An 11,296-nucleotide genomic window follows, 5' to 3' on the forward strand; every position below is an offset into this window, starting at 1 on the left:
GCTGCCGAAGGCGTAGTTCCGGTCTCGCCAGAAGTCGGGGTAGTGGGCGTCCGCCGCGCTGCAGACGACCACGGCGGAGCCCGGGGTGAACTGAGAGTTGTAGCCGACCTGGGCGGCGCCGGAGAACCCGTCCTGGCTGCGGTTGCGGAAGGTGGTGACGGCGGCGGGGCCGTTGGTCAGGCCGACACCGCCCGGCACGACGCAGGTCGAATTGTTGGCGCCGCTGCTGGCGTCGAAGGAGTAGCCGGCGTTGATACCGAACTAGGCGCAGGTCCAGGTGAACACCGGGACGGGGGTGAACACCGGCGGCGGCGCGGCGCGGCGCGGCAGGTCGGCCGCGAAGGCCGAGCCGGCGAGGGCGACGCCCGCAAGGGCGGTGGTGGCGCGAAGCAGGGATTTCATCATCTGGTCCTCACTGGTGGCCCCGCGCCGGCTTCATAAAGCCGACACGGAACGCGGATCTGGCTGTCTTCCAGCGGTTCCAGGGCGCTTTGCGCTCTGCGGTATCGCCGACCGCTCATCGCGGCCCCTTATGGCAATCCGCCGTTTTTCCCCGGCACCTCGTGCGTCTAAACGCGCTCGAATGGTCAAGGTTCGCTTACGGCCACGCTTTTTTTCGCCGCGGTGGTTTGACAAAGTGTCGCACCCCCTGGACGACGATGGCCGCGCTTGGGGATCCGGCCGGGGTCACGGCGTCAGCGCGATGGCCGAGATCAGGCGTCCGTAATCGGCTTCGCCGCGATGCGTGGTCCGGCGGTAGCTGTAGAACCGCTCCGGGTCGGCATAGGTGCAGAGGTTGAGCATCGCGGCTTCGCCGATGTCCGCCTCGCCGAGCCGGGCCAGGATGAAGCCCGGGAGGTCGAACTGCGCGTGTCTCGCGCGGGTGCCGGCGCCGAGGAAGCGTTCCATGCCGGGGGCCTCGGCGCGGAAGCGCGTGATGAAGTCCGGGCCGACCTCGTAGGAGGCCTGACCGATGGTCGGCCCGAGCACGGCCACGATCTGCCGCCGCCGGGCACCCAGCGCCTCCATGGCCCGCACCGTCGCCTCGATCACCCCCGTGAGCGCGCCCTTCCAGCCGGCATGGGCGGCGCCGACCACGCCATTCTCGGGATCGGCGAACAGGATCGGCCCGCAATCGGCGGTGGCGATGCCCAGGGCGAGACCGGGCACCCGCGTCACCATGGCGTCCGCCTTGGGACGGTCCGCGGCCGGGAACGGCGCCTCGACGGTGACCACCGCGGCGGAATGAATCTGATACAGGCTGACCAGCCGGTCCGGCGGCAGGCCGAGCTGGGCGCACATCCGCGTCCGGTTCTCGGCGACGCGCTCCGGCACGTCCTGCGAGCCGAGCCCGCCGTTGAGCGCGGCGTAGATGCCCTCCGAGACGCCGCCGACCCGGGTGAAGAAGGCGTGGCGCATGCCGGCGTGCGAGGAGAGTTCCGGCGCCTCGATAAACATGCCTGCGGTCACGGTCGGCTCCCTCGCGGTCCTAGTGTCGCGCTCGATACCGGAATGGCCGCCCCTTGACGATGTCGTGGAACCGTCAGATTCTTGCTGCATTGCAGCATGAGTCCGGGTCCCGGACTCATTCCGAGAAGGATCGCAATGTCACGACGGAACGAGAACGACTCCCCGATCGAGACCGCCGCGCAAGAGGCTCCGGAGCGCCGGAGCCAGAACGCGGCCGAGCATCCCGTCGAGCGTGAGCCCGGCGCCTTCGACCCCTCCGATCCGAACCCACCCGCACCTCCGACGCCGCGGGCGCCGAGCGCCTCCGATGCGGGGTTCGGCTCGTTCGGCTGACGACATCCCGAGCCGCCGCCCGGAGACCGAGCCTCAGGCTTCGGGAAATCCGGGTAGCGGCCCGAGATCCCGGCCGGTCACGGCCAAGACCTTGAACAGATTGCCCATGCCGGCTCGGCTCATATCCGTGAGCCGTTGGACGGCCGCATCGATCGCCGCAGCCTGAGCCGCTGTGGCACGGGTTTTCAGGCGCTCGGCCCGCGCGTTCAGACCGAGGGTGAGCAGGAAGTCCCGCTGCGACACCGGTCCGTGGGCGCTCGCACCCTCCGCCTGTGCGGCCTTCGCCAGGGCGGCGAAATCGACATGGTGCGTGAGATCCGCCTCGCCCGGCGCCGCCAGCGGGTCCGCGAAGCGATGCCCCGACAGGGCCTGAAGCGTATCGCCAAAGCCCGGCCGGACGTGGCCGTAATCGATCGCCAGCAGGGCACCGCCGGATTCGCGCAGGCGCCGGGCCAACTGCCGCATCAGCGCGAGGCCGGCTGCCGGCACGCTCAGCAGCGCGCCTTCCGGGCCGTCGGCGTCAAGGCCCGGGGTCGCCTCCGGGGTTAGGCCGAACACCAGATCGCCCTCGGGGCCGAGGCCAACCTGGCGCTCATGCCAGCCGGTCGAGCGGCGCTCGAACTGGCGTACCGGCAGACAATCGAAGAACTCGTTGGCGAGGAGGATCGCCGGGCCCTCCGGCAGGGTCTCGATCCCGGTGTGCCAAGTCGCCCCGGTGCCGGCGAGGGCTCGCTCCTGCACCGCCTGCAGCACCGGGCTGGTCTCGACGAGATGCGGCCGCAGCTCCGCGTCCGGGACCGCCACCCGCAGGGCGCGCAGGGCGTCCGCCATCAGCGTGCCCCGGCCGGGACCGAGTTCCACCAGGACCAGCGGGTCCGGCCGGCCGAGTTGGCCGTGGACGTAGCCCGCCCAGGCGCCAAGCAGCTCGCCGAACATCTGGCTGATCTCGGGCGCCGTGGTGAAATCACCCTGCGCCCCGAGCGGATCGCGGGTGCGGTAATAGCCGTGGACCGGGTGACCGAGGCAGAGCGCCATGTAGCGGTCGACGCCGATCGGCCCGCCATGGCGGATCAGTGCCGCGATCTCGGCTCCGAGCGGCGTCACGCCTTCGCGGGCGCCTCGCGCGCCGCCTCCTGCGGATCGGACGCTGCGACTGGATTGCGCGGACGGGTCCGCCCGGTCCCCGCCAGCACGATGTAGGTCAGCCCGACGACCATCATCGGCACGCAGAGCAGCATGCCCATGGTCACGCCGCCGCCCATGGGACCGAGATGGTCGCCGAACAGGAAACCGAGCTGCCGGTCCGGCTCGCGGAAGAACTCGCAAACGGTCCGGGCCAGAGCGTAGCCGAAGACGAAGATGCCGCCGAGCAGGCCGGGCTTGCGGAAGCCGAACCGGCGGACGGCGAGCGCCATGACGATGAACAGCAGCAGCCCCTCGGTGGCCGCCTCGTAGAGCTGGCTCGGATGGCGTGGCAGCGGCCCGCCGGTGGGGAATACGATCGCGTAGGGGAAATCCGGCGCGACCCGGCCCCAGAGCTCGCCGTTCACGAAATTGGCAATCCGCCCGAAGAACAGGCCGATCGGCACGACCACGGCGCCGATATCGAGCAGCGTGTAGCCGTTGAGCTTCTTGGCCCGGGCGAACAGCAGGAAGGCCAGGATCGCGCCCAGGAAGCCGCCGTGGAACGACATGCCGCCGTTGCGGATCGCCAGGATCTCCATCGGGTCGGCGATGTACATCGGCAGGTTGTAGAACAGCACGTAGCCGATCCGCCCGCCCAGCACGACGCCCAGCGCCACCCAGACGACGAGGTCGTCGATATCGACCACCTGCGGACGCTTGACCACGCCCCACAGGCTGTCGGCCATGACCAGGCGGCGCGCGTAGTACCACCCGCCGATCAGGCCGGCGATGTAGGCGAGCGCGTACCATTTGATCGTGATCGGCCCGATCGCGAGTGCCACCGGATCGATGGCCGGAAAGGGCAGGGCGAGGAGCGGCATCGGTCTGACCTCCAGGGCGGCCGGATTGGACGCCGGAGGGGCGGTGCGTCAAGTGCGCGGGACGCAGCGTCCGTTTGCGGGCATCAGGCGTTCACGAACAGGAAACCGTGGCCGTCCGGACCTGCGCAATAGGCAGCCGCACCATCTGCGGATGCACGAGGCGCAAACCCCGCCTCGCGCAGCACCTGCAGCAGGCCGTCCATATTTACGACTGTGAAGACGAATCGGGTCGAGGCGCAGTCGGCCGGGTCGAACGGAGCCGGGGATGCTTGCCGGGTAATCGGCCGACGATAATGCAACAGCTCGACATGCGGCGCGGGTGTGGGTGCTTCGAGCGCGATCACGTCGACTTCTGGATCGTCTAAGCCGTCGAGCCGGGCCTGTTCGGGGCCTTGGTTCAGCCCGGTCTGCGCGACCGTGAGGCCGAGGGGACCGGTGAGGAACGCCAGGGCCGCGTCGAGGTCGGTGACGGTGATCGCCGAGTGATCGATGCCGAGAAACAGGCCCGGCGCGTCGCGCCAGCGCTCGGCCGGCGAGCCATCGGGAAAGTAGATCAGCTCCAGCGGGTGGCCGTCCGGGTCGCGGAACTTGTAGGCGGTCACGCCCCCGGAGGATGCCGGCAGGACCTGGGCACCGCCCCGGCTGATCGGGGCCGCCCTGAACCGGGCGAGCCGCGCCATCGCGGCATCCATGGCGCGCACCGGGATCGCGAGATGCTGGAAGAACGGATCGGTCGCGGCCGGATCGGCAGGGTAGGGCGCGCCGGGCGGTTCGACCGCGAGGAACGTCACGGTCTGGCCGCCGATCTGCAGGTGCAGCTGGGTCGCCTGCCTCCCGGTGAGCCCCATCGCCTCGGCCTGCGCGTCCGGCACTGGCTCCGGCGGCGCGACGCGGTCGAAATCGAGCCCGTCCCGATAGAAGGCCTCGGTGACCGCAAGGTCCGCGACGGTGCGGCCGAATCCGGTGATGGCCCGAACGCCGCTCACAACAGCCGCGCCCCGCGGACGTTGGTATAGATCGCATAGAGCGTGTGCGAGGCGCAGAGGAACAGACGGCTGTCGTTGCGGCCGCCAAAGGCGAGGTTCGCCACCGGTGAGGGCACCAGAATCTTGCCCAGTAATTCGCCGCCGGGATCGAGGCAGTGGACGCCATCGCCGGCGCTCGACCAGAGATTGCCGTGCTCGTCGCACCGGATCCCGTCGGCATTGCCCGGGGCGATCGTGCAGAACACCTGTCCCCCAGACAGGTGGCCATCCTCAGCCACGTCGAACACACGCACGTGCTTCAGCGGGTCGGGGGCGAATTGCAGCCCGGTCTCGACGACGTAGAGTTTTCGCTCGTCGGGCGAGAAGCACAGGCCGTTCGGCCCCTGGAAGTCGTCCGCAACCACGCGCAGCGCGCCGTCGCGTGGGTCGAACCGGTAGAGCGCGGCCGGCAGCTCGGAATCCTGCTTGCCGCCCTCGTAGTCGGTCTGGATGCCGTAGGGCGGGTCTGAGAACCAGATCGTGCCGTCGGACTTGCAGACGATGTCGTTGGGCGAATTCAGCCGTCGGTCCTGGTAGCGCTCGACCAAGCTGGTGATGCTGCCGTCGAGCTCGGTCCGGTGGATGCGCCGGCCGCGATGCGAACAGGAGAGGAGCCGGCCCTGGCGGTCCCGGGCATGGCCGTTCTCGAAGTCGCTCGATTCGCGGTAGACGCTGAGGCCGCCGGAATCGGTCCAGCGCATCACCCGGTTGTTCGGCAGGTCCGAGAACAGCAGTTCGTTGCGGTCGCCGAAGAACACCGGCCCTTCGGTCCAGCGAAAACCGTCGGCAAGCTTTTCCAGCGGCGCGTTCGGCAGCACATACGCCTTGAAGCGCGGCTGGGTCAGCTCGAAACCGTCCATACCGCAGCCCCTACTTGAAGCGCCCGGGCTGGTTCACGGTCGGCTCGACCTGGAGCCCCGTGACGATCATCGTGCAGGGCTCGTCGCCCACGGTGCCCGAGAGGTGGCCCTTCTTGCTGTCGCGCGCCTTGGTGTTCTGGTCTTCGCCCATCATCAGCTCGCCCGGGCCCATCTCGACCCGGTGACCGTCCATGGTCTCCACGAACCAGCGGCCGGACAGGATCGCGATCCATTGCGGCCGCGGGTTCTCGTGCCACTCGCCGACCCAGCCGACCGGGAGGACCGTGAAGGTCACCACCGAGGGCGCCGGCTCCATCTTGTCATTCCATTGCGGCGCGGTCTCGGGGTTTATCCCCTCGAACTTGAAGCGCGCGATGGAAAATTGCTCCTGGCGGCTCACCCCGTCCGCGTCGGTATAGACGTGCCAGTACGGCATCTTCGGAGGGGTCGGCTCGCTCATCGTCGATCCTGTGCGGTGGAAAAAATCGTCTTCCGCACAACGGCCGGGTCTGGCGATGGTTCGCGGCGGCGTGGGCCCGCCGCCGCAAGTGCGATCACATCTGCTCAGGCAGCCGCTCGCTCTGGGCGAGGTTCGAGAACCGGGTGATGTTGGCGTCGAACTGCAGTTCCACGGTGCCGGTCGGACCGTGGCGCTGCTTGCCGAGGATGACTTCGGCCTTGCCGTGGACGCGGTTCATCTCCGCCTCCCAGGCGAAGAACTCCTCGGTGCCCTCACGCGGCTTCTTGTTGTTGACGTAGTACTCCTCGCGGAACACGAACATCACCACGTCGGCGTCCTGCTCGATCGAGCCGGATTCGCGCAGATCCGAGAGCTGCGGACGCTTGTCGTCGCGGTTCTCGACCTGACGGGAGAGCTGCGACAGGCCGATGATCGGCACCGCCAGCTCTTTGGCCAGCGCCTTCATGCCGGTGGTGATCTCAGTCATCTCCTGCACGCGGTTGTCGCTGCGCTTGCCGGAGCCGGAGAGCAGCTGCAGGTAGTCGACGATCAGCAGGTCCAGGCCCTTCTGGCGCTTGAGACGCCGGGCCCGGGCGGCGAGCTGGGCGATGGAGATGCCGCCAGTCTGGTCGATGTAGAACGGGATCGTCTGCATGTCCCGGGCGGCGTCGGTGATCTTGTAAAAGTCCTCCGGCCGAATGTCGCCGCGGCGGATCTTGTACGAGGGCACGCCCGATTGCTCGGCGATGATACGGGTGGCGAGCTGCTCGGCCGACATTTCGAGGGAGAAGAAGCCGACGATGCCGCCGTTGACGGTCTGCATCGTGCCGTCGGCCGCTTTCTCGCCGCGATACGCCTTGGCGATGTTGAAGGCGATGTTGGTCACCAGCGAGGTCTTGCCCATGGCCGGGCGGCCCGCGAGGATGATCAAGTCGGAGGGTTGCAGGCCGCCCATTTTGGCATCGAGATCCGATAGGCCGGTGGCGATGCCCGAGAGCTTGCCGTCGCGCTGGTAGGCCTTGGCGGCCATGTCCACCGCGGCGGTGAGCGCGTCCGAGAATTTCTGGAAGCCGCCGTCGTATTTGCCCGCTTCAGCGAGCTCGTAGAGCCGCCGCTCGGTCTCCTCGATCTGGTCGCGGGGCGCCTGCTCGACCGGCGCCTCGTAGGCGCCGTTCACCAGATCCTCGCCGATGGTGATCAGCCGGCGGCGGATGGCGAGGTCGTAGATCGTCCGGCCGTAGGCGCCGGCATTGATGACGGTGGTCGCGTCGGCCGCCAGCCGGGCGAGGTACTGCATCACCGTCTGGCCGCCGAAATCGGCGTCGCCCAGATAGGTCTTCATGGTGATGGGCGTGGCGAGCTTGCCGGCCCGGATCAGGGACGCCGCCACCGAAAAGATCTGCTGGTGGGCATCCTCCATGAAGTGCTCGGCCAGGAGGAAATCCGACACCCGGTAATAGGCGTCGTTGTTCACCAGGATGGCGCCGAGCAGCGCCTGCTCCGCATCGATGTTGTGCGGGGCGACGCGGTACTCGGCTTGAACGGCTTCCAGCTTGGCCGTGAGCGCATTGGGCAGGGCCATCGGCAGACGACTCCGAATCAGGCGCCGGGACGGGCGCACCAGGATCACACCGCGCGACCTTGGCCACGGTAAGGTTACCGAAGCTTAGCCGACGGCCGGTTCGTCCGGCATCGGCCCGGACGAACGGACGCCCGCCGACTCTCGCGAGGGGCGGGCGTCCATGCTGGAACAAAACTGGAACGTGTCAAGTCTCGGGGCGAATGATCCCCAATGTTCACCGGTATACAGGGATGTGGTCTACGCCATCCCGAGTGGGCCACGGGACCCTCACGGAAAGGCGCAAGCCGAGTCCCAAAATCAGCCGCGGTCGTCGGCGCCTTCGCCGGCATCGGCCAGCGCCGCGCCGACTTCCAGGCCGAGGTCGTCGAGGTTGAACGCCTCGCGCTCGGTGACCGACTCGCCGCGGGCCTGACGCTCGGCCTCCTCGGGGCTGCGGGCGACGTTGACCGTCACCTGGACCTCGACCTCGGGGTGCAGCACCACCGGGACATTGTGCAGGCCGAGCGTCTTGATAGGCTGGTTCAGGATGAACTGGCCGCGATCGACGGTGAAGCCGTCCTTGGCCACCACCTCGGCGAGGTCGCGGGTGGAGACGGAGCCGTACAGGACGCCGGACTCGCCCGACTGGCGGATCAGGACGAAGCTCTGGCCGTTCAGCTTCTCGGCGACGGCCTCGGCGTCCTTCTTGCGGTCGAGGTTGCGGGCCTCGAGCTGGGCGCGCTGCGCCTCGAAGTGCTTCTTGTTGGACTCCGTCGCGCGCAAAGCCTTGCCGCGCGCGAGCAGGAAGTTGCGGGCGAAGCCCGGGCGGACGTTCACGGTCTCGCCCATCTGGCCGAGCTTGGCCACGCGCTCGAGCAGGATCACTTCCATCGTCTTTCTCCTTCAGTTGGTCGGCCTCATGGGCCGGGGACTCACGGCGCCGGGTTGTCCTTGGGACGGCGGCGATCGAGGGCGGTGTCGGCTAGGCCGAACAGGGTGAGTGCCACCAGGGCGACGCCCTGGGTCACGAACAGGATCAGGTACATGCCGAACAGCATCAGTCCGCGCCCCGGCCGGCCGCGCGAGCGGTCGTGGAAGGCGGCAAGCCCCTGGAGCGCGAAGGCCGCGCTGAACGCGCCGACCAGCGCGACGCCGAACACGCCGACGAAACCCGGGGCGAAGCACATCAGCACGGCGGCCGCCAGGGTCACCAGGGTGGTGCGCGGCATGGCGGTCGCCGGCAGGTCGGGCCAGGGTCGCGGCAGCCGGCCGGAAATCTTCACGATCCTTGCCGAGGCCCAGAGGTAGAAGGTCAGGAGCAGCGCCAGCCCGTTGGCCGCGAAGGCCGGGACGACGCGGGCCAGCGCGTCGGCGACTTCGGTTCGTGTCACCTCGGCCTCGTCCGGATTGGTCTTGGGCTCCGCATCCGGCTCGGCGGCCGCGTCCGGACCGGCATCGCCGGCCTCGGCTTGAGGCGTGTCGGCGCGGCGGCCCTCGATCGTCGGGCGGGCGGCGGGGTCGCGCACCTGCACCAGCGTGCGGGCGAGCCCGCGCAGCTGCGCATCGAAGGCGGCGTGGTTCGGCGAGGACAGGACCGCGATGGCGATGAAGGCGAGGGCGGCCGTGGCGGCGGTCCAGCCGAGCAGGCGGCCGGTCGGGTACCATTCGAGGCCGGTGGGCGTCTCGCGGCCGAGCAGCGTCAGGTAGGCGAGCCACCAGGCCGGCAGGGCGATGTAAGCGGCGTAGGCGAGGCCCATGAAGGGCGCGATCACCAGGGCCAGCGCGAGGCTGCCGGCCGCCGCCGCCGCGAGGGCGGCCTTGTGGCTCCAGCCCAGGCCGACGATCAGGATCGGCAGGGGTGCCACGAGGTAGAGCAGGATCGCCAGCGGGGTCGCCTTCAACAGCACCCCGAACAGGAGTGCGGAGACGAGGCCCGCGCCGATACCGATGCCGATATGCTGTGCCATGGGTTCCGCTGTCCCGCTGCCCGTCCGGCAGGGTTAGAGGCGACGCTGCGCCCCAACGATCGAGCGATGCCAGATCGCTCTGTGAAGACCGGCCCGGACAGATGCCGGGCCGGCCGAGATCAAAAACCTACTTGATCACGTAGGGCAGCAGGCCGAGGAAGCGGGCGCGCTTGATCGCCTGGGCGAGTTCGCGCTGCTTCTTAGCCGAGACCGCGGTGATGCGGGACGGGACGATCTTGCCGCGCTCGGAGACGTAGCGCGACAGGAGCTTGACGTCCTTGTAGTCGATCTTCGGCGCGTTCGCGCCGGAGAACGGGCAGGTCTTGCGACGACGGAAGAAGGGACGGCGTCCGCCGCCCGCACCAGCACCAGCACCAAATGCCATGGCTCAGGCCTCCCCGCCGAAGCTGCGCTCGGGACGATCGCCACCGCGATCACCCCGGTCCGGACGGTCGCCGCCGAAGCCGCCGCCGCCACCGAAGCCGTCATCGTCGCGACGCCGGCCGCGCTCGCGATCCTTGCGGTCGTCGCGATCGCGCTTCTGCATCATCGCCGACGGCTCGGAATCGAGATCCTCGACCCGGACGGTCATGAAGCGCAGCACGTCCTCGGAGATCTGCATCTGGCGCTCCATCTCGGCGATGGCGGCCGGGGGGGCGTCGATGTTGAGGAGCGCGAAATGCGCCTTGCGGTTCTTCTTGATGCGGTAGGCCAGGGACTTCACGCCCCACATCTCGATCTTCTCGAGGCGGCCGCCGTTCTGCTCGATCACACCCTTGTAGGTGTCGATCATCGTCTCGACCTGCTGGGACGTCACGTCCTGCCGGGCCAAGAGCACGTGCTCGTAGAGAGGCATGTTCGGGCCTTTCAGTGTCAAAAGGAGCCCGGCCGCTGACAAGCGGCTGGTTCGGGCCGGTTCATTCGCGAGACGCTCGGCGCCAAGCCCTTCGAGCCGTTTTTGCAGGCCCGAGCGGTTGATCGAAGGCGGAGACACCGGACGACGGGTCGGTGAAGACCCTATGCCGCAAGCGGCACCATCCGTTCAGCCCCCGGCCGGAGCGAACGCGAGGGGCGGCGCATAAGCGGTTTTTGTTCGTCTGGCAAGACCGAAGGGCTTCAGACAGACCGGTGAGCCGGTGCGTCTTGCCGGTGAGGCACAACGCCAGCATATCGGCGGTTCGAGGGGCGCCCCGGACCGTGGCCGCCCCGGGACGAATGGGCCCATGACTTCCGAAAAGATCTCCGATCGGCAGCGCCTCGGCGTCAACATCGACCACGTCGCCACCGTGCGCAACGCCCGCGGCGAGCACTATCCCGATCCGGTGCGGGCGGCCCTTCTGGCGGTCGAGGCTGGAGCGGACGGCATCACCGCGCATCTGCGCGAGGATCGCCGCCATATCCGCGACACCGATATCGCCGCGCTGAAGCGTGATCTCACCGTGCCGCTGAACTTCGAGATGGCGGCGACCGACGAGATGGTGGCGATCGCCCTGGCGACCCGGCCGCACGCCGCCTGCCTGGTGCCCGAGAAGCGCGCGGAGCGCACCACCGAGGGCGGCCTCGATATCGTCGGCGGGTGCGATCACCTCGCCCCCCGCATTCGGGCCCTGGCCG

General features: G+C 68.9%; 13 protein-coding genes and 1 pseudogene. 2 read left to right on the forward strand and 12 right to left on the reverse strand.

Features of this window, described 5'->3' with window-relative positions; all coding sequences use genetic code 11:
- Window positions 1–402 (reverse strand): annotated as a pseudogene (locus tag MKK67_RS12580) (porin family protein); the annotation flags it as partial.
- A 285-nt stretch (window positions 403–687) separates the two neighbouring features.
- Window positions 688–1,458: a peptidoglycan editing factor PgeF gene (gene pgeF / locus MKK67_RS12585; RefSeq protein ID WP_243965229.1), complete on the reverse strand. Its 771-nt coding sequence runs from the start codon at window positions 1,456–1,458 to the stop codon at window positions 688–690.
- A gap of 147 nt (window positions 1,459–1,605) precedes the next feature.
- Here pgeF and MKK67_RS12590 point away from each other — a divergent pair, with 147 nt between their 5' ends.
- Window positions 1,606–1,803 (forward strand): fibronectin-attachment protein (FAP), encoded by a 198-nt coding sequence (locus MKK67_RS12590; RefSeq protein ID WP_243965194.1) that lies wholly within the window; start codon window positions 1,606–1,608, stop codon window positions 1,801–1,803.
- A gap of 33 nt (window positions 1,804–1,836) precedes the next feature.
- On the opposite strand, the gene MKK67_RS12595 is transcribed toward MKK67_RS12590, so the two are convergent.
- From MKK67_RS12595 to rpsF, 10 genes are all read right to left on the reverse strand, one after another.
- Window positions 1,837–2,907: a class I SAM-dependent methyltransferase gene (locus MKK67_RS12595; RefSeq protein WP_243965196.1), complete on the reverse strand. Its 1,071-nt coding sequence runs from the start codon at window positions 2,905–2,907 to the stop codon at window positions 1,837–1,839.
- Entirely contained in the window at window positions 2,904–3,809 is a 906-nt protein-coding gene (lgt, locus tag MKK67_RS12600) for a prolipoprotein diacylglyceryl transferase (RefSeq protein ID WP_243965201.1), read from the reverse strand. The genes MKK67_RS12595 and lgt overlap by 4 nt, the downstream gene beginning before the upstream one ends.
- 83 nt (window positions 3,810–3,892) lie before the next feature.
- A complete protein-coding gene (locus tag MKK67_RS12605) occupies window positions 3,893–4,795 on the reverse strand; it encodes a VOC family protein (protein WP_243965203.1) in 903 nt (300 codons plus the stop codon).
- Window positions 4,792–5,694, reverse strand: a complete 903-nt coding sequence (locus MKK67_RS12610; RefSeq protein ID WP_243965205.1) for an SMP-30/gluconolactonase/LRE family protein — start codon at window positions 5,692–5,694, stop codon at window positions 4,792–4,794. Before MKK67_RS12610 ends, MKK67_RS12605 begins: the two co-directional genes overlap by 4 nt.
- Before the next feature lie 10 nt (window positions 5,695–5,704).
- Complete coding sequence (locus MKK67_RS12615) at window positions 5,705–6,154, reverse strand: cupin domain-containing protein (protein WP_243965207.1); 450 nt, start codon at window positions 6,152–6,154, stop codon at window positions 5,705–5,707.
- A gap of 94 nt (window positions 6,155–6,248) precedes the next feature.
- Window positions 6,249–7,736, reverse strand: a complete 1,488-nt coding sequence (locus tag MKK67_RS12620) for a replicative DNA helicase (RefSeq protein ID WP_058194725.1) — start codon at window positions 7,734–7,736, stop codon at window positions 6,249–6,251.
- 297 nt (window positions 7,737–8,033) lie between these two features.
- A complete protein-coding gene (gene rplI, locus MKK67_RS12625; protein WP_243965212.1) occupies window positions 8,034–8,606 on the reverse strand; it encodes a 50S ribosomal protein L9 in 573 nt (190 codons plus the stop codon).
- Window positions 8,607–8,647: 41 nt separating this feature from the next.
- Complete coding sequence (locus tag MKK67_RS12630; protein WP_243965213.1) at window positions 8,648–9,682, reverse strand: hypothetical protein; 1,035 nt, start codon at window positions 9,680–9,682, stop codon at window positions 8,648–8,650.
- A gap of 127 nt (window positions 9,683–9,809) precedes the next feature.
- Complete coding sequence (rpsR, locus tag MKK67_RS12635) at window positions 9,810–10,067, reverse strand: 30S ribosomal protein S18 (RefSeq protein WP_091712669.1); 258 nt, start codon at window positions 10,065–10,067, stop codon at window positions 9,810–9,812.
- Between the two features lie 3 nt (window positions 10,068–10,070).
- Window positions 10,071–10,538 carry a 30S ribosomal protein S6 gene (gene rpsF / locus MKK67_RS12640; RefSeq protein ID WP_243961806.1) on the reverse strand — a complete coding sequence of 156 codons (468 nt, stop codon included), beginning with the start codon at window positions 10,536–10,538 and terminating at the stop codon, window positions 10,071–10,073.
- A gap of 367 nt (window positions 10,539–10,905) precedes the next feature.
- On the opposite strand from rpsF, the gene MKK67_RS12645 reads away from it, so the two are divergent.
- Window positions 10,906–11,296: pyridoxine 5'-phosphate synthase (locus MKK67_RS12645; RefSeq protein ID WP_243965222.1), on the forward strand; the 391-nt coding region annotated here is incomplete at its 3' end.

This window comes from Methylobacterium sp. J-072, from assembly GCF_022829425.1.
GTDB lineage: Bacteria > Pseudomonadota > Alphaproteobacteria > Rhizobiales > Beijerinckiaceae > Methylobacterium.